At 63.4% G+C, this 26,164-nt stretch carries 19 protein-coding genes; 7 read left to right on the top strand and 12 right to left on the bottom strand.

The window, feature by feature from the left end:
• Window positions 1-15: 15 nt before the first annotated feature.
• On the top strand, window positions 16-1,389 hold the full coding sequence (locus EJ072_RS22605) for an MmgE/PrpD family protein (RefSeq protein ID WP_126081367.1): 1,374 nt from the start codon (window positions 16-18) through the stop codon (window positions 1,387-1,389).
• Between the two features lie 23 nt (window positions 1,390-1,412).
• Here the strand turns inward: EJ072_RS22605 and EJ072_RS22600 are convergent, their stop codons facing one another.
• The 10 genes from EJ072_RS22600 to EJ072_RS22555 form a co-directional block, all read right to left on the bottom strand.
• Complete coding sequence (locus tag EJ072_RS22600; protein WP_126081366.1) at window positions 1,413-2,342, bottom strand: LysR substrate-binding domain-containing protein; 930 nt, start codon at window positions 2,340-2,342, stop codon at window positions 1,413-1,415.
• A gap of 47 nt (window positions 2,343-2,389) precedes the next feature.
• The gene (locus EJ072_RS22595) at window positions 2,390-3,304 is read right to left on the bottom strand and encodes an SMP-30/gluconolactonase/LRE family protein (protein WP_126081365.1); all 915 of its coding nucleotides are present in this window, start codon (window positions 3,302-3,304) and stop codon (window positions 2,390-2,392) included.
• A gap of 80 nt (window positions 3,305-3,384) precedes the next feature.
• Window positions 3,385-4,884: an aldehyde dehydrogenase gene (locus EJ072_RS22590; protein ID WP_245466954.1), complete on the bottom strand. Its 1,500-nt coding sequence runs from the start codon at window positions 4,882-4,884 to the stop codon at window positions 3,385-3,387.
• The gene (locus tag EJ072_RS22585) at window positions 4,881-5,258 is read right to left on the bottom strand and encodes a carboxymuconolactone decarboxylase family protein (protein WP_040985791.1); all 378 of its coding nucleotides are present in this window, start codon (window positions 5,256-5,258) and stop codon (window positions 4,881-4,883) included. Before EJ072_RS22585 ends, EJ072_RS22590 begins: the two co-directional genes overlap by 4 nt.
• Before the next feature lie 28 nt (window positions 5,259-5,286).
• Window positions 5,287-5,694 (bottom strand): hypothetical protein, encoded by a 408-nt coding sequence (locus tag EJ072_RS22580; protein WP_126081364.1) that lies wholly within the window; start codon window positions 5,692-5,694, stop codon window positions 5,287-5,289.
• 1 nt (window position 5,695) lies between these two features.
• The gene (locus tag EJ072_RS22575) at window positions 5,696-7,369 is read right to left on the bottom strand and encodes a GMC family oxidoreductase (RefSeq protein ID WP_126081363.1); all 1,674 of its coding nucleotides are present in this window, start codon (window positions 7,367-7,369) and stop codon (window positions 5,696-5,698) included.
• A 31-nt stretch (window positions 7,370-7,400) separates the two neighbouring features.
• Window positions 7,401-8,369 (bottom strand): ABC transporter permease, encoded by a 969-nt coding sequence (locus tag EJ072_RS22570; protein WP_126081362.1) that lies wholly within the window; start codon window positions 8,367-8,369, stop codon window positions 7,401-7,403.
• Window positions 8,369-9,322 (bottom strand): ABC transporter permease, encoded by a 954-nt coding sequence (locus EJ072_RS22565; RefSeq protein WP_126081361.1) that lies wholly within the window; start codon window positions 9,320-9,322, stop codon window positions 8,369-8,371. The genes EJ072_RS22570 and EJ072_RS22565 overlap by 1 nt, the downstream gene beginning before the upstream one ends.
• Complete coding sequence (locus EJ072_RS22560) at window positions 9,319-10,857, bottom strand: sugar ABC transporter ATP-binding protein (RefSeq protein WP_126081360.1); 1,539 nt, start codon at window positions 10,855-10,857, stop codon at window positions 9,319-9,321. The genes EJ072_RS22565 and EJ072_RS22560 overlap by 4 nt, the downstream gene beginning before the upstream one ends.
• Window positions 10,858-10,933: 76 nt before the next feature.
• Window positions 10,934-12,139, bottom strand: coding sequence for a substrate-binding domain-containing protein (locus EJ072_RS22555; RefSeq protein ID WP_126081359.1), 1,206 nt, complete (start codon window positions 12,137-12,139; stop codon window positions 10,934-10,936).
• 291 nt (window positions 12,140-12,430) lie between these two features.
• On the opposite strand from EJ072_RS22555, the gene EJ072_RS22550 reads away from it, so the two are divergent.
• From EJ072_RS22550 to EJ072_RS22520, 6 genes are all read left to right on the top strand, one after another.
• Window positions 12,431-13,195, top strand: a complete 765-nt coding sequence (locus EJ072_RS22550; RefSeq protein ID WP_126081358.1) for a hypothetical protein — start codon at window positions 12,431-12,433, stop codon at window positions 13,193-13,195.
• 3 nt (window positions 13,196-13,198) lie between these two features.
• Window positions 13,199-14,167 (top strand): electron transfer flavoprotein subunit alpha/FixB family protein, encoded by a 969-nt coding sequence (locus EJ072_RS22545; RefSeq protein ID WP_126081357.1) that lies wholly within the window; start codon window positions 13,199-13,201, stop codon window positions 14,165-14,167.
• Between the two features lies 1 nt (window position 14,168).
• Window positions 14,169-16,094, top strand: coding sequence for a (Fe-S)-binding protein (locus EJ072_RS22540; RefSeq protein ID WP_126081356.1), 1,926 nt, complete (start codon window positions 14,169-14,171; stop codon window positions 16,092-16,094).
• 664 nt (window positions 16,095-16,758) lie between these two features.
• Entirely contained in the window at window positions 16,759-17,664 is a 906-nt protein-coding gene (locus tag EJ072_RS22530; protein ID WP_126083721.1) for a ribonuclease Z, read from the top strand.
• A gap of 9 nt (window positions 17,665-17,673) precedes the next feature.
• On the top strand, window positions 17,674-18,141 hold the full coding sequence (locus EJ072_RS22525) for a metallophosphoesterase family protein (RefSeq protein WP_126081355.1): 468 nt from the start codon (window positions 17,674-17,676) through the stop codon (window positions 18,139-18,141).
• 1,032 nt (window positions 18,142-19,173) lie between these two features.
• Window positions 19,174-22,101 (top strand): trifunctional glycosyltransferase/class I SAM-dependent methyltransferase/polysaccharide deacetylase, encoded by a 2,928-nt coding sequence (locus EJ072_RS22520; RefSeq protein WP_245466952.1) that lies wholly within the window; start codon window positions 19,174-19,176, stop codon window positions 22,099-22,101.
• 55 nt (window positions 22,102-22,156) lie between these two features.
• Here the strand turns inward: EJ072_RS22520 and EJ072_RS22515 are convergent, their stop codons facing one another.
• Together EJ072_RS22515 and EJ072_RS22510 are read right to left on the bottom strand one after the other, a co-directional pair.
• Window positions 22,157-22,837, bottom strand: a complete 681-nt coding sequence (locus EJ072_RS22515; protein WP_126081354.1) for a redoxin domain-containing protein — start codon at window positions 22,835-22,837, stop codon at window positions 22,157-22,159.
• An 18-nt stretch (window positions 22,838-22,855) separates the two neighbouring features.
• On the bottom strand, window positions 22,856-26,155 hold the full coding sequence (locus EJ072_RS22510) for an adenylate/guanylate cyclase domain-containing protein (RefSeq protein ID WP_126081353.1): 3,300 nt from the start codon (window positions 26,153-26,155) through the stop codon (window positions 22,856-22,858).
• Window positions 26,156-26,164 lie beyond the last annotated feature (9 nt).

Here is a 26,164-nt window from a genome sequence, read left to right as displayed (position 1 = left end):
GCCGGAACGAGTCCGATGAGCGGCACTTCCCCTCAGGCGATTGCTCCGGGCCTGTCGCGCAGGCTTGCCGCGTTCGTGCGCAATTCGCAATGGAACGACGTGCCGGAGCCGGTGTGCGAGCATGCGCTGCGCGCCCTCTTCAACGGCTTCGGGACCGCGCTTGGAGGTTCGTCCGACCAGGCGATCCTGCGCCTTGCGGCGAGCCTCGCGCCCTTCTCGGCGGGGACGGCGGCGACCGTTGTCGGTCATGGCGCGAAGCGGGATGCGCCGACCGCTGCCTTTCTCAACGCCGCGTCAATGAACGTGTTCGATTTCGACGACACCCATCAAGGCACGATCATCCATCCGACCGCGCCCGTGGCCCCCGTCGTCCTTGCCCTCGCCGAACTACGGCCGGTCAGCGGGACCAAGCTTCTGCATGCCTTCGTTCTCGGCGTGGAGGTGACCTGCCGGATCGGCAACGCGATCTCGCCGGGCCACTACAATCGCGGCTGGCACATCACGTCGACCTGCGGAATCTTCGGCGCCGCGGTAGCCGCGGCGAAGCTGCTCGATCTGACCGAGGAGGAAATCCTCTGGGCCTTCGGCAATGCGTCCGCCCAGGCTTCGGGTCTCGTCGAGACACTGGGCTTCATGGCGAAGAGCGTGGGCGTCGGCACCGCCGCGCGCGGAGGCCTGCTCGCGGCGCTGATGGCGAAGGGCGGGGTCGAAGGACCGCCGATGCCCCTCGAAGGCCCGCGCGGTTTCCTCAAGGTGTTGTGCCACGCGCCAAAGCCTGAGCTGATCGAGCGCGAACTCGGCAGCGACTGGGAAAACCTGCGCAACATGTTCAAGCCATATCCCTGCGGCGTGGTGCTCAACCCCGTTATCGACGCATGCCTTGACCTGCATCGGAAACCTGATTTCTCCGCCGATCTCGTCAGCGACATCACCGTGCGCGGCTGCCCTCTGCTCAAGGCCCGCGCCGACAGGCCCAATGTCACCACGGGCAGGGAAGCGCAGGTCAGCGCGCAGCATGCTGTCGCCGTCGCTCTGTTGCGCGGCACGGCCGGCGCCGCCGATTTCAGCGACGCGGCTGTGAACGATCCTGACGTGAAGGCATTGCGCGCCACGGTGCGTCCGATCGAGACGGACGAAGCCATTCCGGTCGAGGCGGCCTATGTCTCCGTCCGCTGCAGCGATGGGGCGCATTTCGAGGTGCGCGAGCTGGCCGCCACGGGCAGTCCGGCACGGCCGATGACGGACGCCGCGCTGCGCGATAAGTTCGCCACCCTCGCCGAGTACGGCAGCCCGGCGATCGATGCCGGCGCGCTTGCCGATAGCCTGTGCGCGCTTCGCGACGTCAGCGACGTCGGTTCGATCATGCCGCTGGCCCGGCCGAAGGCATAGGCCGCACGCCGTCGTGCCCGACCTCAGCGATTGTGCTGCGGCGGCTTCCAGACATGGGTGGAGATGATGTCCCTCAGTTCCGTGCGCACGGCGCGGAACAGCGGCCGGAATGTCGAGGACATCGGTTTCTGCGACGAGGTCGCGAGGATCAGCTTGCGGGTGATCTGCGGGTCGAACGGCCAGACCTCGATACGGCCGGCTTCGGCAAGCAGGTGCACGGACGCATAGGGCAGGACCGTGTAGCCGCCGCCCTCCTCGACAAGCAGCAGCGTCGACGGCATCGCCTCCAATTCCATCTCGATGCGCGGATAGATGCCGTGTTCGGCGACGATGTTGTCGATCAGCCGGCGCAGACCATGCGGCCGGCTTGGCAGGATCATCGGCAGTTCCGCTAGCACGCCGAGGCCAACCGGACCGCGCGGCAGCAGAGGCTCTGGCAGCGCCGGGCCGATCAGGAAAAGCTCGTCATCGGCGAGCGGCTCGGTCAGCACCGAAGGGTGATTGGGCGAGTTGTAAAGCACCGCAGCGTCGATGCGGCCGGCGATCAGCCACTCCAGGATGTGGCCGCTGAAGCCTTCGATGACCTGCAGGGCGACGTTCGGGAACTCGTTCTTGATCTTCTTGACCAGCGGCACCGTCAGCACCGTCCCGACGGAGGGCGGAACGCCGAGCACCAACCTGCCGCGTGGCGAAGCCCTGAGATTGGATACGGCGTTCTGCGCGAGCCGCATGCGCTCGACGATCTCGTCGGCATGCGATTTCAGGAGCGCTCCGGCTTCGGTCAGCACCACGCCGCGACCGTTGCGGTGGAACAACTCGACGCCGAGCTCTTCCTCGAGCCCGCGGATATGGCGCGTGATCATCGGCTGGGTGACATTAAGGTCGAGGGCGGCCTTCGAGAAGCTGCCCGCCGAGCCGACGGCGATGAATACCTGAAGCTGCTTCGTGTCCAACTCAAACCACCCAACCCGCCGCCGGGCGGTGCCTGCCCGAAGCCTTTCTACGTGCGGAACGGATATTTCACGCCGCGCACGTTCAGGAACACGGCATAGACCGAAGTCGTCGCCGTGATGAAGAGCCGATTGTGCCGCGCGCCGCCAAATGCCACATTCGCCACCATCTCCGGCACCAGGATCTTGCCGATCAATTCACCGGCCGGCGTGTGGCACTGGACGCCGTCCCAAGCGCTGATCCAGAGGTTGCCGGCGATATCAATCCGAAACCCGTCCGGAATGCCCGGCGATATTTCGGCGAACACACGCGAATTTACCAGCCTGTCGCCGGCAACGTCAAACGACCTGACGTGGTGCGGCGCGCTGCGGTCGGTCAGATAACCGGAATCGGCGATGTAGAGCGTCTTCTCGTCGGGCGAGAAGGCAAGGCCGTTGGGCATCGAAAAATCATCGGCGACGACAGCGATGCGGCCGGATTGCGGATCGATGCGGTAGACGCGGCAACCGGGCTGCTCCTGGTCGGCCCGGCGCCCGACATAATCGGAGATGATGCCGTAGTTGGGATCGGTGAACCAGATGCTGCCGTCCGACTTGACCACCACATCGTTCGGCGAGTTGAGCCGCCTTCCCTCGAAGGAGTCCGCGAGCACGGTGATCGAGCCGTCCCATTCGGTACGCACGACACGGCGCTCGCCCTGCATGCAGGTGACAAGCCTGCCTTCGCGGTCGCGGGTGCTGCCGTTCGGATTAGCGACATTGCCGCGGAACAGCGAAACCGCGCCGGTCTCCTCGTCCCAGCGCAGCATGCGGTCGTTGGGAATGTCGCTCCAGACCAACGTGCGCAGGTCGGCGAAATAGACCGGCCCTTCCGCCCAGCGGTTGCCGGTGTGCAGCGTCTCTAGGAAGGCGACCGGATCGATAAGGTCGCCGAAGCGCGGATCGATGATCTCGTAGCAGGACATCGGCTGTCTCGCTTATGGCAGGCGAATGGCGATGGTGTGGATTGGCGGACCGGACGGTGGACCGTGCGACCCGCCAATATTCAGCGCTGGACGAACGGGGCCGGAATGGAGTTCCCGGCATCGATCCAGACGCTCTTTTCCTGGAGATATTCGTAGATGGCGGTGCGGCCGTTCTCGCGGCCAAAGCCCGACTGCTTGTAGCCGCCAAAGGGCGAGAGATAGCTCGTCGCGCGGTACATGTTGACCCACACGATGCCGGCTTCCAGCCGGTCCGGCAGCCGGATGCCGCGGCCTATGTCCTGCGTCCACAATCCGGCGGCGAGGCCATAGATGCTGTCGTTGGCGATGGCAACGGCTTCGTCCTCATCCTCGAACGGAATGATCGAAAGGACCGGGCCGAACACCTCTTCCTGGGCGATGCGCATCGACTGGCTGACATTGCCGAAGATGGTCGGCTCGACGAACCAGCCATCGGCGATCGCCTTGTCCTCCGGCACCTTGCCGCCGAGAAGCTGCTGGGCGCCCTCGTCCCGGGCGATGCCGATATAGTCGAGGACCTTCTTGTGTTGCGGCAGCGTCGTGATTGGCCCGACCTGGGTATCGGGATCGAGCGGGTCGCCGATCCTGGCGGTTTTCGCGAACGCGACCAGCTTTTCGGCCACCTGATCGTAGACGGAGCGCTGCACCAGCGCCCGCGAGCCGGCAATGCAGGTCTGGCCGGTCGCGGCGAAGATGCCCGAGACCAACCCGGGAATCGCGGCCTCCAGCTTGGCGTCGGCGAAGACGATGTTCGCCGACTTGCCGCCGAGCTCCAGCGTCACCTTCTTCAGCCCGCCGGCCGCGGCCTGGTAGACGCGCCGGCCGGTGGCGTCGCCGCCGGTGAAGGCGACCTTCGCCACGCCGGGATGCGTGACCATGCGGTCGCCGATCTCGTGGCCGAAGCCGGTGATGATGTTGACGACTCCCTTCGGGAAGCCGGCCTTCTCGAACAGCCTGCCGAAGAAGAGCGCCGAGACCGACGAGAATTCCGAAGGCTTCCATACGACGGTATTGCCCGCGGCCAGCGCCGGCGCCAGCTTCCAGGTCGCCAGCATCAGCGGCGAGTTCCACGGCGTGATCGCCGCCACGACGCCCAGAGGCTCGAGCTTGGTGTAGTTGAAAACGCCGGGCTTATCGATCGGGATGACGCGTCCCTCGATCTTGTCGGCCAGCCCGCCGAAGAAGCGGAACCATTGCGGGATGTATTTGCATTGCATCCGCATTTCGTTGATGAGCTTGCCGTTGTCCCGCGTCTCCAGAACGGCGAGATTTTCCGCCTCCTCGGCGACGAGGTCGGCAAAGCGCGCCATGATCTGGCCGCGCGCGCTCGCCGTCATCGACCGCCATTCCCCCCGGAAGGCTTGTGACGCGGCCTCCACGGCCGCATCGACATCGGCAACGCCGGCGCGCGGAACAAGCGCCCAGGCCTTGCCGGTGAAGGGATCGAAGGACTCGAAATACTCGCCCGACGCCGCAGCGGCCCAACGGCCGCCGATCAGCATGGCAAGCTTGTCCTCGGCGAGCGGCGGACGCTGGATCATGCCCCGATTTCCTGCAGGGCCTCGCGGGCGTTGCGGAAGGCGTCGACGCCGGCCGGCACGCCGGCATAGATGGCGACCTGCAGCAGCACCTCGCGGATCTCGTCCTTGGTGACGCCGTTGCGGATCGCGCCCTTGACGTGCATCTTCAACTCGTGCGGCCGGTTGAGGGAAGCCAGCATCGCCAGGTTCAGCATGCTGCGCGTCTTGCGGTCGAGCGTCTCGCGGCCCCATACGGCGCCCCAGCAATATTCGGTCACCAGCTCCTGCATCGGCCGGTTGAAATCGTCGGCGCTGGCGAAAGACTTCTCCACAAACTCGGCTCCGAGCACCGCCTTGCGGATTTCGAAGCCCTTGTCGAACATGTCCTTACCCATCGGGTTATTCCTTTCTGCTTAGGACGGATCAGAGGCCGGGTGTCGGCCGGTATTTGCGACCGCGCGCCAGCACGTGGCCAAGCGAGCCGTCGGTGAGGTAGATCTGGGTGGCCTTGGAATCGTACTGCACGCTTTCCTGGCCGGGATAGCCGAGCAGCTCGCGCACGCGCGGGTTCATGTAGTAAGTGCAAATCGCGATCGTCGTGACGGCAGAGAAGGCGGCGCCGTCTTCCTTGTTCAGCCTTTCGAGATGCGCTTCCGCGCTCAATGAGGGATCGGCGTCGAGCGCACGATAAAATCCTTCCTTGAGATCGACGCGAAAATCGAGCGCCTGTTCGGCATCGGCGAAGCTGCAGACGGAACCGAACGCCGGCATTGTGCCGTGGGCCGGGATGAGGAAGTCCGCAAGAGCGAGGAACGTCTTGTCTTTGCTCATCTCAGGCGACCTTCTGGTTGCGACGTTTCGCAATCATGCGACGTGTGTTGCGCAACGCCACCGCCATGATCGTCGCAGTCGGGTTTGTCGCCCCCGAGGTCGGGAAGGTCGAGGCGTCCATGATGTAGAGATTGGGCACGTCATGGCAGGCACCCCACTGGTCAACCACCGAGCGCTTGGGGTCGTCGCCCATGACGGTCGTGCCGATCAGGTGCCAGCCGGACTCGCGCACCGGCGTGGAAACGAGCGTCTCGATGGCGCCGGCGGCGCGCACCGATTCCAGGCAGCGGTCGATGTTGAACTGGAGTAGGCGGTTCGAGTTCTCGTTGACCTTGTAGATGATCTGCGGCGCCGGCAGGCCGTCGGAGTCGACGAGATCCTTCGACAGCACCACCTGGTTCTCCTCTTCCGGCAGGTCCTCGCCGACAATGCCCCAGATCAGCGAATGACCGAAGCGGCGGGCGACATTCTCGTGCAGGTTGGCGCCCCAGAAATCCTGGAAGCGGCCTTCCTCGGCGACATAGACCTTGGAGCCGATAGCGCCCGAGACGCCGACCGGACCGCCCGATGGCATGCAGTTCCATTTCGATCCACGCACAAAGCCGCGCCGCTCGTCGGTCTCGTAGAATTCGAGCGAATAGACCTGCTGCCCGAACGGGCCGCGCCAGGAGTCCAACGGATCCGCGTAGGAGGCAAGGATGCTGGCGAAGGGATGCATCATCAGCCGCTTGCCGACCATGCCCGAAGAGTTGGCCAGTCCGTCCGGGTGTTTCGCTCCGCCCGACATCAACAGCAGCCGCGGCGTGCCGACGCCATTGGCGCAGAGGATGACGACCTTGGCGCGCTGGCGCCGGTCGCGGCCATTGGCGTCGACATAGACGACGCCGGTGGCGAGCCCCTGCTCGTTGGTCTCGACCTCCTTGACGCGGGCACGCGTGACAAGCCGGGCGCCGGCCTTCAGCGCAAGCGGCCAGTGCGAACGGTCGGTGGTCGACTTCGCGCCTTCGGGGCAACCGGTGAGACAGGTGCCGCGCCGCACGCAGGCGTTCAACTCGCCGAATTTTTCGGACGGTATCGCATTACTGCCCGGCCACCAGTGCCAGCCCATGCGCTCCATGCCGAGCGCGCCGCGCAGACCGACGGAGCCTATCGGCAGCGCCGGGAAAGGATATGGTCCCCGTGGCGGAAATGCCGGGTCGCCGGCAAGGCCAGACACGCCGACCTCGCGCTCGATCTCGAGCTGGTAGGGCAGCAGATCCTCATGAGAGAAAGGCCAGTCTTCGGCCACCCCGTCGAGCGAGCGGACGCGGAAATCCGAGGGTAGGAAATGCATCCATTGCGCACCGTAGAGAGTGGCACTGCCGCCGACGCCGGCAAACATCAGCGGATTGATGTCCGTGGTCGAGGTGTCGACCGGATAGTCGTTCGGGTTGTCGCGCACATTGGGGTTGGGGTGCCAGAGCTTGGTGCTGACCAGCTCGTGCTCCGGCCGCGCCCCGGTGTAGTCGTTATATTCGGGCCACTCGCCCTGCTCCAGTACGACCACCGAAAGACCGGCCCGGGCGAGATGGAGCGCCGCGACCGAGCCGGAAGGCCCGGCGCCGACGATGGCGACATCCACTTCCTCGTCGCGCCGCGCTCGGGCGCCGCGTTCGCTCAGGCTCTCGACATTCATTTGCTACCTCCCTCGATGGCTGGCGACCGGCTCATGCGAGCCTTGTGCGGTAAAACGCGGCCGCGCCGATGATGATGATGCCCTTGATGATGAGTTGCATCTCGATCGGAAAGCCCAGCAAAAGCACCAGATTGTTGATGACGACCAGCACCGCGACGCCAAGCAGCGCGGCAAAGATGTTGCCGCGTCCGCCCGTCAGCGCCACGCCGCCCATGACCGCCGCGACGATCGAATCCAGCTCGTAACCCTGGCCGACCCAGTTGGAAACCGTCCCGACATAGCCGAGCAGGAACAGGCCTCCTATGCCTGCGCAGACCGAGCAGATGACATAGCAGAAGATGATGACGCGATCGGGCGCGACACCATTGAGGAACGCCGCCTTGCGATTGCTGCCCACCATGAATATCTCGCGCCCGAGACGCGAGCGATGAAGCACGATGCCGAAAACGATCGCCAGCAGCGCCAGGGTGATCAGGTTGACCGGGATGCCGAGGATGCGGCCCGACGCAAGAAAGCCCATGCCCGGCGGCAGGGTGCTGATCGGGGCGCCGCCCGTATAGGCAAAGCGGACGCCCTGCAGGATGATCATCATGGCGAGCGTGGCAAGGAACGGACTGACGTTGCGCTTGGCGATCAGCCAGCCGTTGACGAGGCCGACGACGGCGGAGAAGGCGATCGCCGCCACGAAGATCAGAGGGATCGCGTCATTGGTCGTCGCCTTGAAGGCGGTTGCAAGCACGGCCACCGTCGCCATCAGCGAGGCCACCGACAGGTCAAGTCCGCGCACCAGGATGACGAAGGTCTGACCGACCACCACCATGCCGAGCGGGGCCGCGATGGTGAGCACGTTAACCAGGTTGGCCGGCTGCAGGAAAGTGGGCGAGAGCGCTGCCGCGACCAGCAGCAGCGCGAGGAGGAAGACGATCAATCCATAGCGCTCGAAAACCGAGGCGACGGACATGCCTCGCGACCGGGGCAGCGGTGTCTCCAGCGGTGCCATCACTGCCTCCGCCTCGTGGTGTGGATGCTGACGGCGATGATGATGATCAGGCCCTGGATTACCCACTGGTAATAGGAAGACACGTTGAGGAAGTTCAGCAAATTGTTGAGCATCGTCACCAGGAGCACGCCGAGCAGCGTGCCGAGCACGCCGCCGCGCCCGCCGGCGAGAACCGTGCCGCCAACCACCACCGGCGTGATCGATTGCAGCGTCAAGGCGGTGCCGATGCGCGGGTCGCCGACTCCGGTGCGGGCCGTCAGGAAGATCGCCGCCAGCCCGGCGCACAGGCCGGAGAGCGCATAGACCATGACCACGATGCGGTTCACTGGTAGGCCGTTCAGCCGCGCCGCCTCGCGGTCGCCGCCGACGAAATAGATACTGCGGCCCGAGCGCGAGCGCTGCAGCCAGAGCCCGGCAAGCGCGAAGACCGCCACAAGAACGATCGCCGTCACCGGGATGCCCCACAGCTTGGCGTAGGAAAAGTCGGCTAGCCCACGCGGGACCGATCCGCCCGGCTCCTTGTTGTACATCAGCGTGCCGCCAAAGATGATCGACGACATGCCGAGCGTCACGATCAGCGGATGGACGCGCAGCACGATGGTGAGAAGGCCGTTGAGCGCGCCGATCGCCGTCGCGGCGATCAGGGCGAGCGGCAGAGCCAGCCAGAGCAAGTCCGGCCGCCATTCGAGGAAATGCGCGATGAATACGGTCGATGCGCTGACCAGTGAGCCGACCGCAAGATCGATGCCGCCGAGCAGCACTACGAATGTCTGGCCGAGGCTGACCATGCCCAGCACGACGAGTTGCTGGAATAGGTTGCCGAAATTGCGCCAGGTGAGGAACCGATCGGACAGGAAGCCACCCGCCACAACAAGCAGGATGAGCAACGCCACCACGATGACATAGGACAACGAGAGCCGGTTGCGGCGGAACTCGGCGACGACAGCGCTCATGCGACCTGCTCCAGCCGGGCCGCCTTGCCCTCGCGCCGGTCGACCGAGCGCACCGCGAGATCCATGATCGCCTCCTCGGTGGCGGACGCGCCATCGATCTCGCCCGCGACATGGCCCTGCGACATCACGAAGATGCGATCCGACAGACCGATGATCTCCGGCAGCTCGGAGCTGATCATGAGGATGCCCACACCCTGCTCCGCCAGGCTGCGCACGATACGGTAGATCTCGACCTTGGCGCCGATGTCAACGCCGCGCGTCGGCTCGTCGAGGATGAGAAGCTTTCGGGCAATGCGCGACCAGCGGCCGAAAAGCACCTTCTGCTGGTTGCCGCCGGAAAGATTGCCGACCTTGACCTCCGGCGAAGGCGCGGCCACGGCGAAGTTGTTTATTTGCTCTAGCGCGATGTCGCGCTCGCCGCGCCGATCGATCAGTCCTCGCCTGGTGACGCCTGCCAGATCGGGCGCCATGACATTTGCGGAGATCGGCAGGCCGAGGAAGAGCCCCTCGTCCTTGCGGTTCTCGGTGAGGAAGCCAAGGCCGTTGCGGATTGCCTCCCGCGGCATGCGACGATCGAACGGCTTACCATCGAACTCGATCGTGCCGCCGTCGAGGTCGCGCACACCGAAGATGACCTCTGCAACTTCCGTGCGGCCGGAGCCGACCATGCCCGCGATGCCGACGACCTCGCCCGGCTTGACCGCGATGCTGACATTGCGCACGCGATGACCGGCGCGAAGGTTGCTGACCTTGAGGATGTCCGGCCCGCTGGCTGGCGCCTTGCGGCGTGCCGGATAGATCTGCTCGAGGCGGCGTCCGACCATTTTGGTGATCATCTCATCGCGTGTCAGGTCGCCGACAGGACCAGTACCCGCCACTTGTCCATCCTTCAGGATCGTTACGCGGTCGGCGATCTCGAAGATCTCTTCCAGCCGGTGCGAGACATAGACGATGCCAACGCCTTCGCGCTTCAGGCGCCGCATGTTGTCGAACAGGAGATCGACCTCGTGGCCGGAGATCACGGCCGTCGGCTCGTCGAGCACGAGGAGCCTCACCTCGCCGACCAGCGCCTTGGCGATCTCGACCATCTGCTGGTCGGCAAGCGGCAATTCGTCGATCTTGGCATGGGTAGAGATCTTCACGCCGAGCTGCGACAGGATCTCGGCTGCCCGCGCATGGCGGGCACGGCCCGAGATCAACCCCAGGCCGTTGCGCGGCTGCGCGTCGACCAGGATGTTCTCGGCGACGGAAAGCTCGGGAAACAGAGCGAGCTCCTGATGGATGACGTGGATGCCCGCCGCGCGCGCCTGCTTGGGCGACTGCCAGGAAACCGGCTTGCCCAGATAAGTCATGTTGCCGCCATTCGGTTTGATGGCGCCGCCCATGACGCGGATGAGCGTGGATTTTCCCGCGCCGTTTTCGCCGAGAAGGGCATGTATCTCGCCAGGACGAACGGCAAAATCCACCTTGTCCAGGGGTTTTACGCCCGGATACTCCTTCTCGATGCGACTGAGCTCGATGACGGGAGTGACCATTTATCCGATGCTCGAAATTCCGGTTACACCAGGGTGTGCGTCCAAAGGAACGCACACCCTGGCCAGGCTGGGAGGCTTACTTCGGATAATCGGGCTTGAACGTGCTCGGATTATATCCGGCCGGCAAGCCGTTGCTCGGCGACAGGTCGCCCGGGTCACTCATGCTGACATGGTCGAGAAGATGGCGGTCGCCCTTGACCGAAACCGTGTCGGCTCCGGGCGAGGTCACCACATTGAAACTGACCTCGACCTTCTCGGGAACCGGGATGCCCTTCATGACGTCGAGCACGGTCTCGATGCCGGTGATGCCCATCGAGGTCGGATAGTCGATGCCGACCATCTTGATGTTGTGCTGCGAGGCCAGTTGATACATCAAGGCGATGTCGCCGCCGGTCATCGGCGGAATTTCGCCGTCCTTGTAGCCGGCCGCGAGGAAAGCCTGGATAGCGCCGGAGCCCTGCAGCGCGCTGTCGGCCAGCACGCCGTTGATCTCCTTGCCGTGCTTCTGGATGAGCGCGGCCATCACTGATTTGCCGGTCGCGGGGTTCCAGTCGCAATATTGCTTCTCCAGCACCTTGATGCCGGGGAACTTCCCGAACACCTCCTCATTCGCCTTGATACGGATTTCAGCGACGCTCGAGCCGGCGATGCCGGGCAGCATGACGATGTTGCCCTTTCCGCCGAGCGTCTCGCACAGCCACAGGGCTTCGAGGCGACCGAGCGCCCAGTCCGAGGCGGTGATGTAGGTGATGTAGTTGCTTGCCGTCTTCACCTTGCGGTCGACCATGATGACGGGAATGCCCTGCTCCATGGCGCGGCCGACGACGGAGTCCAACGCGTCTTCCGTCGCGGCTGCGATCAGCAAGACGTCGACGCCCTGGCTGATCAGGTCCTGGATGTCGGCGATCTGCTTGGAGGGATCGTCATTGGCGTCGGTCGCCAGAAGATGCGCAATCTCGTCGCGATGCTGGCCGGCCGCCCAGAACACGCCGTGCTGGAAGGCCACGCGCCAGGCATTGGATATCGAGGCGTTGGAGAAGCCGATCGTATAGGGCCCCTCCTTCTTCCACTTCGAAGTGTCGACCATCGAGTTGGCGTTCGGATTCCAAATCCAGGTCCGCGGCACCCCGTAATAGCCGGGCTTGGCTTCCTCCGCCGCGGCAGGGGCAGTGGCGCCAAGTCCCAGGGCCGAAACCGCGCCGGCGGCCGCCATAGCGGCAGGCGCTTTGCGGATCAAGCTCGCTCGCGATATTTTTTGATCGAAGATACTCTTTACAGTCATACTTTCCTCCTCCTGGGCACCTTTTCGGATGCTGATTGTTCCTACCCCAAGTAAAAACTGAATAATTTATGGTATATTTCGCAACTTATATCGAAAAATACAAAGCGCCCGGCCACAGCCGATTGCCCAGGCCTCCCAACGCTTCGAATTAGCGGACGCATCGCCGCGAAGGTCAATCACCTGAGTTGTAATAGCTGCTATTACGATTTTCTCGATTGGGCACAGCAACGGTTGCGATCTAATAGGCCGCAGGTACCGGAAGGGTTGAGGTCACCCGGGGAGGATCGACGCTTGAAAATTCTCGTTGTGCTGCGAATGATTCCGGATTCCGCGGGCGAGCTCGAACTGACGGGCGACGGACGCGGCATCGACCGCGAATGGCTGGATTTCCAGCTCAATGATTTCGACGACCACGCGCTCGAAGAGGCTATCCTCCTGAAGGAAGCGTCCGGCGCGACGGTCGTCGCCGTCGCCATCGGCGAAGGCAGTAATCGTGTGCTGCAGATGGCGGTTGCGCGCGGCGCAGACGAGGCGGTTGCGGTCGAAGCTGAAGGCGATGGCATGATTGACTCGCGCGCGATTGCCGGTTCGATCGTCGCGCTCGCCCGCTCGAAGGCCGCCGACCTTGTCCTGTGCGGCGTGCAGTCGACCGAGGATCTCTTCGGCCAGCTTGTGCCCTATATAGGCGCCCTGCTCGGCTGGCCGCATGTCTCCGGGTCGAGCAGGCTCGGCATCGAGGGCTCGGCCCTTCGGGTGACGCAGGAACGCGGCGGCGGCATCGCCGCGACCTACGAGATTACGCTGCCAGCGGTGATCGGCGTGCAGACCGCTTCCAAAGCGCCGCGCTATGTTTCGGGAAGCAAATTGCGAGAGGCGTCGAAGACGGCCATCGGCAAGGCGCCGTCCGAACCTGCCAGGTTCGAACGATCGGCCGAGATCGTCGCGCTGAGAATGCCTGGACAGCGCGGCACCGGTGAAAACCTGGGAGACAATCCCGAAAATGTCGCCGAAAGGCTGGCCAGCATCCTGGCGGCCAAAGGTTTTGCGGGGGTTTGAGCGATGCGAATTGTCGCCTGCACGGAAGGCTCATTCGGCAAGCTCGAGCCCTTTTCGCTGGAAATGATCACTGCGGCGCTTGCGGCCGGCACGGCGAGTGACGAGGTCGTCGCTTTCTTCGCCGGGCAGGATCCGGAACCCGCCATCGCCAATCTCGGCGCCGCCGACAGGCTCGTCGCGGCGACAGCGAGCGGCTCTCAGCTTATCGCCGCCGAATCCTACGCGCGGCTGTTGGCAAATACTGTCGCCGCCGAAGAGCCCGGCCTGGTGCTGGTGCCTTATTCCGCCAATGGACTCGACGTCGCCGGCGATCTCGCTGCGCGCACGGGTTGGCCGCTGGTCTCCTATATCAACGAAATTAACCGCGACGGAGACCGGCTAACCATTATCGCGCAGGTCTATGGCGGCAAGATCCTCGCCGAATGCAGCGTGCCCCTGCCGGCCATTTTGATGGTCAATCCCGGCGCCTTTGCCGAGGCCGAACGGCGTGTGGTCGATGCATCCAGGGTGCAGCATTCTGACGCCACGTCAATCGTCGCCGAGGGCAAAGTCCGTCTCGTGCGCGTCGATGTTCCCAGCTATGACAGCGTCGACCTCACGACGGCCGAGCGGATCGTCTGCGTCGGTCGCGGCATCGGTGACGAGGCCAGCATCGACATCGCGCGGGGGCTGGCGGACATCCTTGGCGCGGAGATCGCCGGCAGCCGTCCCGTGGTGGATAGCGGCTGGCTGCCCAAGGTGCGGCAGGTCGGCAAGTCCGGCCAGAAGGTCAAGCCGAAGCTCTATTTGGCGCTCGGCGTTTCCGGCGCGCCTGAACACCTCGAAGGCATGTCGAAGTCCGACCTTATCATCGCCGTGAACACCGACCCCAAGGCGCCGATCTTCAACGTCGCCCATTTCGGCGCGACCTGCGACCTGTTCGATCTCGTCGCCAATCTGAGCGAGCGGCTGCAGGCAGCGTCCGGCCGTTGATATGAGCGAAACGCCAATTCTATGGACCGTCACGCTGGCGGCCGCCGCGCTCACGGCTTGGCGTTCCCGCCGCTACATCGCCGCGCTGGCGCAGGCGCCGGGCGCCAGCCGTTTCGACCAACCCTGGCGCCGCCTTGAAGGCGTCGCCATCGCGATCGGGCTGCATCGCAAGATGCTTCGCAAGCCGCTGTCGGGGGTCCTGCACGCGCTGATCTTCGTTTCGTTCTTTGTCCTGTTCACCGTCACGGTCGAGGCGTTCGGCTCACGCCTGTTTCCCGGCTTTTCACTCGCGCCAGTTGGCGGCGACAGCTGGATCGCCTTGCTCCAGGATTTGTTCGCGGTGCTGATGCTGCTGGGTCTCGGCCTGGCCGTCTACCAGCGCTATATCCTGAAGCCGGCGCGGTTCAGGGGTTCGAGCGGAACCGATGCGGCGATCATTTATGTGCTCATCCTGCTCATCGTCTCATCCCTGCTGATCGAGGCCGGCGCACGGATCCTCGGCGGTGCCGACGGCTCATGGCGGCCGGTCGCGTCGCTTATAGCCGATCTGCTCCGTGCGTTGAGCTTTCCCGCCGATCCGGCGGAGCGGATCGCCTATTGGGTCCATATCGGCGCCATCCTCGCCTTCCTGATCTATATTCCAGGCTCGAAGCATCGGCACATGTTCCTGGCCGCGCCGAACATCTATTTTCGCAACCTCGAAGCGGCCGGGACCGCGCCCGCCGTGCCTCCCGATCGCGAGAGTCCGGGCGTGGCTTCGCTCGCCCAGTTCGACTGGAAGCAGCAGCTCGACCTCTTGTCCTGCACCGAGTGCGGACGCTGCCAGGCGGTCTGCCCGGCCTATGCCTCGGGCTTGCCTCTCAGCCCGAAGATGCTGATCACCGATATGCGCGACGCGCTGGCGAACGACGCGTCAACTCCTCTGGTCGGCGGAGTGATCGCCGAAGAGACGCTCTGGGCCTGCACGACCTGCCGCGCCTGCATGGAGGCCTGTCCGGTCGAGATCGAGCATCTGCCCAAGATCAACGACATGCGGCGCCATCTGGTCGATGAAGGTCATGTCAGCCCCATGCTCCAGGACGCGCTGTCGAACCTCACGCGCCTCGGGAACTCGATGGGCAAACCGTCGAAGATGCGGGCGCGCTGGACCAAGGAACTCGGCTTCCCGGTCAAGGACGCGCGCAGCGAACCGGTCGACGTGTTGTGGTTCGTCGGCGACTACGCATCCTACGACCCGCGCGTCCAGGACGTGACCCGCAAGGTCGCCGAGCTTTTCACGGCCGCCGGCGTCGATTTCGGCATTCTCTTCGATGCCGAGCGCAACAGCGGCAACGACGTGAGGCGCGCCGGCGAGGAAGGCCTGTTCGAAACACTTGCCCAATCCAACATCGACGCGATCCGCGCCTGCAGCTTCAACCGCATCGTCACCACGGATCCGCACAGCCTCAACGCGCTGAAGAACGACTACCGCCATTTTGGCGGCGCGTTCGAGGTGCTTCACTACACGGCGCTGCTTGCCGAACTGGTGGCGGCGGGCAGGCTTGATATCGCCCCGGCCGACGGCGCCACGGTGACCTATCACGATCCCTGCTATCTCGGCCGCTACAATGGCGGCTTCGACGCGCCGCGCGACCTGATCAGGGCAGCAGGCTATACACTGCACGACATGCCGCGCTGCCGCGAGAATTCCTTCTGCTGTGGCGCCGGCGGCGGACGCATCTGGCAAGGCGACGACGGCGTCAAGGAACGACCCAGCGAAAACCGCATCCGCGAGGCGCTTGGCCTCAACGTTGAGATCTTTGTCGTCGCCTGTCCCAAGGACAAGGTCATGTACACGGCCGCCACCGACGCGCTTGGCGTGGCAAGCAGTTTGAGGATCCTCGATGTGGCCGAATTGATAAACCTGCGCGAGGCACCCAGTGCCTGATGGTTCTGTGGTTTGATGGCGGAGCCGGCATTCCGACACCGCTCAATGCCGGAGACGGGAAGTGCTGCGTAGTCGGGATGAACTTTGGGCAAGTCTGCTAGCTGTGTGGCTCACAACGTTCGCTTTCAGGCTGCGGGGAACTGAGCCTAACATCAGTAGGAGGCGCAAAGCGGTCATCCGTGGCTGTGTAACAAACTGGGTAACCAGCCATAAGAAAATGCGAGTAATTTCAATGGTTTAAGCAGGAATTCGAAAGACGCTCTCTCCGCCATCGCTGTTGCTACGATATTGAATCGCCTGCAGATTTCGCAACCCTAGTCTTCAAAGCCCGCATTTTACCCCACATTTTGAACAGGATGTGGCGGCTTATTGAGCGACCGAAGAGGACAAAGCATATGAGATCAAAATCATCGCGGGACATGCCGGGCCCGAAACCCCGGAAGGACAAAGAGCGGGATACCCGGGAGGCGGAGGCCAAACGCCCGACAGGACCAATGACCGGGACCGCGACCTCGTCCACGGTGATGGTCAAACCTCCGGGATAAAGTCTGAGCAGGGCGTGGCCTCAAAATAGTCAAAGACAGCCACGGCAGGCTTGCCCGGGTAGAAAGCGTTGTTTGCCCGCTTTGAGGCCTTACCGCTCGCGGGCTAGACTGGCTCCATGATTTTCAAACTGACGTTTCTTGGCACCTCGGCCAGCGTACCCTCTGCCGAGCGAAATCACCCTGCCCTGCTCATCGAGGCCGGAGGCCACCGAATTCTGGTTGATTGCGGGGAAGGCACGCAGCGCCAGCTGCTGCGCAGCGGCGCCGGGTTCAGGCGTCTTCACCGCCTGTTGCTCACGCATGCCCATTTCGACCATATCCTTGGAATCCCCGGCCTGTTCTCGACACTCCGGTTGCGGCAAAGTGACGATCTCCTGACCGTCCACGGAGGCTCGGACACCCTGGACCTCGTTGTGCGCATGCTCGCTGGTCTGTGGGGTGAAGGACGAGCGCCGATCCCACTAAAGCTCGAGCCGCTGACGCCCGGCCGGTTTTTCGACGCGGACGAATTCATGATCGACTGCTTTCAGGTTCGTCACCGCGACACCGATAGCTACGGCTTCGTGCTCGAGACTCCACCGCGCCGCCACCTTCGCGCCGAGCGCCTCACGTCTCTGGGCGTGCCAGACCGTCCAATCAGGAAGGAACTGGTAGAAGGCCGGTCTATAACCCTCGTCGATGGCCGAACAGTTGCTCCCGAAGATGTATTAGGCCCGCTGGAAGCAGGCAAGAAGCTGGTCATCATCGGCGATACGGAGTCGACCGATGATCTCGCGGACCATGTCTGCGGCGCCGACCTTCTGGTGATCGAGGCCACCTTCCTGGAACGGGATGCGACCATGGCCCGCGACTATGGTCATCTCACGGCTGCGCAGGCGGCATCTCTGGCAGCGATGAGCAACGTGAAGCAGCTCGCTCTTACGCATATCTCTGGTCGATATGCCGACGAAGAAATACTCGCGGAAGCCGTGCGGGCATTTCCGAACAGCCGTATTGCGGCTGATCTCGATGTGCTCACCATATAATGGCCGACAATGAAATTCAGGTTAGGCATCATTTCTGACACGCACGGCCTATTGAGGCCTGAGGCGGAACGACGCTTGGCCGGGGTAAACCACATCATCCATGGCGGAGACATTGGCAGTCCTGACGTTATTTCCGCGCTTCAGCAGATCGCACCGGTTACCGCGATCAGAGGCAACGTGGATACGGCCCGGTGGGCTTCAACCTACGCCGATACGGCGTTAGTGCGGCTGGCAGGCCGAACCTTCTACGTCCTTCATGATCTCAAGGCGCTTCAGGTCTCACCAGCGGCACTCGGCATCGACATGGTCGTGTCGGGTCACTCCCATGTGCCAAAACTCAAAACCGTTGACGGTGTGCTCTACCTTAATCCGGGCAGCGCCGGTCACCGTCGTTTTAAGTTGCCGATCACGCTTGCGACGGTTGATATCACGCCTGACGGTCTACAGCCGGCTATTCACGATCTAAGTAGCGGCTAAGGCGCGGGCTCAAGGCGGTCGGGTGCCAAGCGGGACGCATCGGCCGAATGAACGCCCGCGCGCGATCAATCATGCGGCGCGGGCCAGATGCGGCCAATGCGTCACAGCCGGTCGACGTGCTCGGGTTCGAAATCACCCGGCGGAACCTTTCCTGCCCAGTCTGACGGGGTTACGCTGGTTAGCAAATCAGCCTTCCTGAGAGGCTGCTGCCAAGCCGGCAGGTCATCCCAAAAGTGTCTTCACGTTGTAACCTCCCAATTACAACCTGCATCGACGCGCTAGGGAATATGCGCCGAGATTTGGGTTGGTAGGTCCCGCTGCCGGTTAAGAAGGCGTCCTGGAGTCTCGTCTGGAAGCAGCCAACGGTCTTGCCGCCTTAGGGACAACGGATAGGGTATTCACCTCAGTGACTCAGCCCCACCAGCGCGATGTCAGGTTTCGGGAAAAACGAACTCATTTGCTAATGGATCACCTCTTTTTACATGCATTGTCGAATCGGCGCCTGCGACTGTGATCTGCATGATCTGATGGCCCCGGCATCGCGGACGGTGCAAACAGGGTCCGTCGGCTCTACCTCGGCCATCAGCTCGCGGACTATATCGAACGCGCTTTCCATGGCCTCACCTTGGCTCTTGAGAAAGGTTCCGTGCGCATCATGATAGACATCCCCGCCTTAGTAGTAGTCGGCCGGCGGAGCTTGCGATTCTTCTTAAAGGAATCGACTGGGGCGCTCCCGAGGCGTGTCTGGAGACCTGCGCTCGCCGGCTGAATCGGTCCGCCGGATGCTCGGAAAAGCCTGGAACCCATAGGTCCTGGGCCATGTTGATCGATCTCGCGAATCTGCCTCCCGACCCGCAGCTTTTGCAGCGTCTCGAGCGCGACATGGCTGCAGCGGTCGAGAGCCGCGACGGCTGCTAGCGCAGAGCCCAATAGAGGCGCTTCATTGCCAAAATTGAATGGAAATACACACGGCAAGATTAGCCACCCAGCGATTGCAAAAGACGCCAGTTTACCATATCCATTGCACCCGTTATGATGCCGGTGACCGCGGGTTGCGCTGATGGGGACCTACCTTCGAACCAGGCGCGGGTAGACGGCGTGGTGCATAATCCTTTGGTGTCAATCGTGGTTCCGGCGCACAACGCCGAAGTGACGCTAGCGCGTGCACTCGATTGCCTTCTGAATCAGAAAATAGTGAATTGGGAGGCGATCATCGTTGACGACGCCTCCACGGACCGCACCCCCGCGATCGCCGCCCGTTATGCGGAGCACGATAGCCGTTTTCGGGCATTGAGGTCTTGTGCGAATAGCGCCGCCGGCGCGCGCAATAGCGGGATTGCGACAGCGCGCGGAAACTGGCTCATGTTTCTTGATGCGGACGATTGGGTGGATGCCAGCTTCCTGGCGAAGATGCTGGCCGCACTGGAAACCGCCCCCGATGCAGTGGCCGCCTATTGCGGTTCCCAGCGCGTGATGCCCGATGGCGAACTCACCGCGTCGAGCATCCCAACGGAGGTTGCGATCCAGCCCTTCGAAACATTCGCCCGCCAGTGTGCCATACCGACCAACGCACTCCTGGTCGATCGGCAGACAATTGTCGAATTGGGCGGTTTCGATGTGTCGCTGCGTACCTGCGAGAACTGGGATCTGTGGCAGCGCGTCGCACGGCTAGGGAAGAATTGGGTGATGGTCGACGAGCCGCTGGCTTTCTATCAGACCAGCCCCAACTCGCTCTCGCGTAATTCGAGGCAGGTGCTGGCAGATGCGGAAATCGTGATCGCCCGCGGTTTTTCTCCTGATCCCAGGGTCAAACACCCGGCATCGGCTCACGCCAATGGAGCGGTCGAGACGATCGGCCGCTCCGCATCTGAAGCCCTCGCGTGGTTCGCGTTGTGGAACGCCGCGTCGGATTGCGGCAGCGGCTCGCGTTCGATCGACCCGCAGTCCCTGCGCGCGCTCCCCGCGCAACGCAAGTGGGCGCGACAGATCGCCGAGGTGGCCTTGGATGGCGTTATGGCAGGAAGCCTGTCGGCGCCGGCGCAATTGGCTGCCAGATGGGACAGGTTCGGCGGCGCCCTCACCGGGTTGATCACCAGGCTCGGAAAGGTTTGGGAAAATTCCGTCGCGGCTCGCCGCGTCCAGTATCACCTCGAACAGATGCTTCTCGACTTCGACGATCTCGCCGCGCCGCGACGGCTGGCGCTGACACTTGGACTTCGGGTCGATGCTCGAAATCCAGCCGCGACCCAACTTCCGGAAGGAATCGATCAAATCTATGCCTGGCTGATGCGGGACGCCCAGATCGAGGCTCGCGTGCAGTTTGGCGTGCTCGGGACCGTGGCAAGGCATCACTGGATTGAATTGACCGCAAATGTCGTGGCGCCGGACCAACTGACACGCGGGTCAGATCCGGACAGCCACTTCGGCAAACTCGAGCGATTGGCCGCGAAAGCGGTGGAGCTGGTACGGTCGAACGCCGAACCCACCGAGCCGCCTCCAGCGCCGCGCCATGCACGGGCCGCGGATGGGCGCGACAACGATCGCACGTCGTTCTGGAATGGCTATTTCGCGATCGAGGATCCCTGGAACTACGGTTCGTCCTATGAGCAGGAAAAATATGAGCGGCAGCTCGAAATTCTCCCTGCCGGCCACATCGACCGAGCGCTTGAACTGGCCTGCGCTGAGGGCCATTTCACGCGACAGCTCTCGCCTCGCGTGGGTCATCTGACCGCAACCGACATCTCCGCCATAGCCATCGAGCGAGCACGCGAACGGTGCAGCGATCAGTCTAATGTTGAATTCGGCGTGCTGGATTTCGATGCGGACACGCTGCCGGGCGGGATGGATCTGATCTTTTGTTCGGAAGTGCTCTACTACCTGGATGATCTCGATGAGTTGCGGCGCATCGCTAAGAAGATCGTCGAGGCGTTGGCGCCTGGCGGCAGTTTTGTCACCGCGCACGCATTCGTGCTGCGCGACGATCCGAAAAGGACGGGCTTCGACTGGAACACATTCGGTGCGCAAGCGATCTCGGAGACGCTGTCGGCAACCGAGGGCCTGGTCCTCGAGCACTCGATCCAGACCGAACTCTATCGCATAGACCGTTTCCGCCGCCTGTCGCCGGGCGAGGTGGCGACCGAACCGAGGATTGACCATTTGCCGGTCCGCGCCCGAGTCGAAATCGGGGTCGCGCGAAAAGTCGTCTGGGGGGGGGCGCGGGCCTTGCGCCGCGACGTCGCCCGCAGCGAGCGGCGGCCGCATATCCCAGTCCTCATGTATCACAGCGTCGCCGATGATGGTCCGGCCGGGCTTGCCCGTTTTCGGCTCACGCCCGCCGCGTTCGCCAGTCAGATGGCATGGCTGCGCGCCAATGGCTTTCACGCGATTGGGTCCGAGCAGTTGGAACAGTCCATCGCCAACCGCCAGCCCTTTGTTGGCCGCCCGGTGCTCATCACCTTCGATGACGGCTTCCAGAACTTTGCCGACCATGCCTGGCCGATCTTGCGCGCGAACGACTTGACGGCAGAGGTGTTCCTGGTGACGGACTTGGTGGGTGAAAGTGCAAGATGGGACGCCGACAGCGGCCCGCCGACGCCGCTTATGGACGCCGCGACGGTGCGAAGCCTCGCCAGCGAAGGTGCGTTGTTCGGAAGCCATCTGGCGACGCATCGCGCGATCGACGGTCTGTCGAGCTCTGACCTTGCCGCCGAACTCCTGCGTTCTCGTATGTTCGTCGAACGGTGGACCGGTCGCACAACCACGGCGTTCGCGGCACCCTACTCCGTCACCGACCGACGGCTTGGCCGGTTGGCCAGAGAGTGCGGCTATCGGATCGGCTTCGGCGGCAAACACGGGCCGGCGCACCTCGACTGCGATCCCATCGATCTTCCGCGCATCGAGATTCGCGGGGATCGCTCGCTCGATGACTTTGTTGCCGTTCTCGAGGCCGCGCTCGAATGAACAAATTGCTTCCGCTTTTTGTTTGGTGTCCCGCCCGACTGCCTCGTTCGCAAGTCTATTGGGCGACTTGGGACACGGCTGACATCAGCTCCCGCGGGCTTGGTGCCGCGAACATGTATCGCCCACCCTCCGGAACTTCCGTGAAGCTCCAGCGGACGATCCCCTGCCGGTCCAGTAGGAACTGGCCGATCAGTTGTCCGTGTCCCGTCGCCATCATCTGCTCGTCGGCTTCGGTCACTTCGTAGTGGTCTTTATTGTCGAGAAACTCGCTGGCCGCAAAAGGATCCATGGGACCGGGCAACTCGCCTGGTATGTTGACCCGCATATCCTTTGCCGCTGCCATCGAGACCTTGTACGGCCAGTTGGTCTCGTCTTGGGTGAATTCGAGATTGGGCAGTCCAAAGGCACGATGCGAAGCGCGTTCGGGGTCGGAAGCCGCAAGCAGATTCGGCATCGGGTGGTAACGGAAATAGAGACGTGCCCGCTCGATCGGCGTGTTGACCACCGTCAGGCTTCCCACGCCCTTTTCGCGCAGCTCCGGATCAAGCCGCGCCTGGGCGGCGATATGGCGCCGGCAGAACGCGCAATGCAGACCTCGGAAAAGGCCGACCAAGACCGGTTTTTGTCCGCGAAAATCGTCGAGCGCGATCTTGCCTTCCTGGGTTATAGCGTCGAGTACCACGTTCGGCGCACGATCGCCTGGTTGAAGCGGTATCAAGTCAATGCGCGCTGACATTGCCAACCTCCAACCCGGCTAGTCGAGAAAAGGCAGCACCACAAGCCCTTCCGGGTCGAGCCCGTGCTGGGCGCATATACCCTGCGCCAGGGAAAAGTAGCGTTCGGCCTCGGCCAGATTGTCGAGGTCGAGATTGAGCGTTGCGAGACCATCATAGCACGGAAACAGCAGTTGCGGCTCGCCCGTTTCGCGAGCTACGTCCAGCGCTTCGTGGAATAAGCCAATCGCGAGTTCCGGACGGCCGTTGCACTGGTGGATCTGCCCAAGCACTATCAACGGTACGGACAGGTGCTCGCGCTGGTCGAGCGCCCGGTCGATCTCGATGGCCTTCTCGGCGGCCGGCACGCCCTCCGTCGGACAGCGATCCGTGAAAGTACAGCAAGCGACCGCCAGATTGGCGAGGAGGCGCGCCTGGTATCCCAAATCACCAATACGGCGCGCCACCTCAAGACCGCGCCGACAGACCTCCATCGCCTTTGCCGGGTCGATGGTCGTGTAAAGCACGCCGAGATTGGTGTAGCCGCGGCAAGCCGTGCCCATTAGACCGGCGGCTTCGGCCAATTCGATGCTGCGCTCGACCTGGCCAACGGCTTCGCGGTCTCGTCCAAGGCGTGCCAACGCGACAGCCTTCGTATTGAGCGCCTCGGCAGTCACAAGAGTGGCATCACGCCCTACCTCGGAGACATGTTCGGTTGTCAGCGTGCGTACACAATCCAGCGCCGCGTCCGCCCATTTTGCCGCGAGAGCGTTGCCTCCGCTGCGGAACGCCTGTCGGCCACGTTCTTGCCAGAGATGCGCCTGCTCGACCGGGGCATCGGCGCCATCGAGCAGCGCTGCCGCTTCGGCGTAGCGCGATTCCGCGTTGTCCCGCTTGCCGACGTCCCAGAGCAGCCGACCGATCTTGCGCAAAACCCGCGCCGAAGCGACGCGATCGGCCGACGCGCGATATGCCTGCAGCACCGTCTCGTAGTGCTGGTGCGCGACGTCGCGGCGGCCTGCCGGGCCGCTCAAGTCGGCAATGCGCTCTGCGATTGCCAGTTTGAGCGGTGTTTGCCCGGTCGCGCCCAACGCAGTCAGTGCTCGCTCGTAGAAACGAAGGGCGTCGTCGTTGGCATATATCATGCGGGCGCGATCGCCCGCCGCCTGCAGGTAACGCGCGCCCCTCTCCCGCTCGACACTCTGTGCGAAATGATGACCGAGCGCGGTCAAATCCTCGAGCCGTTCCGGCTTGTCGCCGCACAGTTGCTCCAAGGCGGCACCGACCCGCCCATGGATGTCGGACCGGCGTTGCAGGAGCAGATTCTGATAGATCACGTCCTGCAGCAATGTTTGTGTAAAGCGGTAGCTTTGCGACGAAACCGAACCTGATCCGGCTACCTCCTCTATGATTTCCGCATCGCAAAGCAGTTCGCAACCGGCTTCCAGACGGCCGGGGTCGGCTGTCACGGCTTTCAAAAGGGTCGCGTTGAAACGCGGGCCGATCACAGCGGCTTCCTGAGCCAACCGGCGCACCTCGTGCGGCAGCCGGTCGACGCGGGCAAGCAACATTGCCTGGATGGTGGCGGGAATGCCGGTTGCGACTTCGCCTGCCACTGTCCGCCATCGCTGGCCCTCGCGCATCAGTACACCGCGGTCGATAAGGCCGCGAACGATTTCCTCTACGAAAAGCGGATTGCCGCCCCCGCGCTCGAGGATCTGGTCGGGAAGCCCTCCTGCTGAGTTTACCCAACTCTCGCCGAAAAGCGCCGCCAGCAGTGCGCGTCCGTCATCATTGTTGAGCGGCGAAAGCCTGAGCGCTGTGTGACTGACCCGACTTGAGTCGAGCTGGTCGTTGTCCGGCGCCGGACGATGCGTGACCAGCAACATCAACCGCGTGCGTTCCAATCTGTCCATCACGAAACGCAGTGCCTCGAGCGACGCGGCGTCGGCCCAGTGCAGGTCTTCGACGACAATCAACAGCGGCGATAAAGCAAGCCGCCGTTCGATGATTGTGCGGACTGCGTAGAGAATTTGCCGACGCAACTGCTCGGGCTCGACATGCTGCAAGGTGGCATCGGGGTCGCCAAGGCCAAGCACATGGTAGATCAAAGGCATCAGCCGATCCGCCTCCTCGCCCTCCAGGCCGAGATCGGTTAGCAAACCTGCGAGCTTGCCTCGCATCTCCTCCCCATTGTCGTTTTGCATCATCCCGGCAGCGCTGCGCACCACTGCGCCCAAGGCGCCAAATGATTGTTCCCCCAGCGGTGAGCACGTCGCCTGCCGCACGGCGACGTTGCGAAAACGATCCTCGTCGCCGACGCGGGCGACGAACTCCTTCACCAGCCGCGATTTCCCGATACCGGCTTCTCCGACAAGGCGGACAAGCTGGGCCGAGCCGCCGCACGCCTGGTCAAGGCTGGCCAGCATTCTATTGAGCTCCGCACCGCGGCCTATTATCGGCGCGCTCAGGCCGAGCGCCTCGAGCCCACGCGCTGCACGCGGCGTCGCAAGCGGTGCATCCAGTCGATGGACGAGCACGCTGCCAGCCTTGCCGCGAAGCGCGACATCGCCCAGCGACTCATATGAGAACGCATGGCGGGTCAGCCTGTGGGTGAGCTCGCCGACCAGCACCTCACCCGGTGCGGCTAGCGATTGTAGGCGTTGCGCCGTATTCACCGTGTCGCCGGTCACCGAATAGGATTTGGCGGTGCCGATGCCCAATCCTCCAGTAACGACCGGACCAGTGTTTATGCCGATGTGGAGTAACAGAGGCGAGCCGGAGTGGGAGGTGCTTTCGCCGAGCCGCGCCGTCCGGGCGATCATGTCGAGAGCGGCACGAAGCGCACGCTCCGGATCGTCTTCATGTGCGACCGGCGCACCGAACAAGGCGAGCAGCGCGTCGCCGATGAATTTGTCGACGAAACCACCAAAGTTTCGCACGGCCGCCGTCAATTCCTTAAACAAGTCGTTCTGCAGCGCTTGCATGACCTCTGGGTCGAGCTGCTCGCTGAGCGTCGTGAAGCCGCAAAGGTCCGCGAACAGGACCGTCACCGTTCGGCGATCGGCGTCGGAGGCGGGATGCAGCCCATCTTCGCTTTCGATGTTCGCAAGCAGCGACGGAGTTCGAGAAGGCGGCACAATGGTCCGGCTTGGTGTCGGAGCGGGACGCTCGACGACCTTTGCGGACGCACCGACACCAGCCCCGCATTTCGGACAGAACTCGAAATCAGGTGCGCAAAGGTAGCCGCAACTGGCGCATGGCACGGGCTGGCGCTTGCCACACTTCGGACAGAAGGCGAAACCGCGCTCAACCTCGAAACCGCAGCCCAAGCAGTCCATGCAACAAGA

Source organism: Mesorhizobium sp. M2A.F.Ca.ET.046.03.2.1 (assembly GCF_003952425.1).
GTDB lineage: Bacteria > Pseudomonadota > Alphaproteobacteria > Rhizobiales > Rhizobiaceae > Mesorhizobium.
The sequence above is the reverse complement of the archived record's forward strand: the minus strand, read 5'-3'. Positions and strand labels throughout refer to the sequence as shown.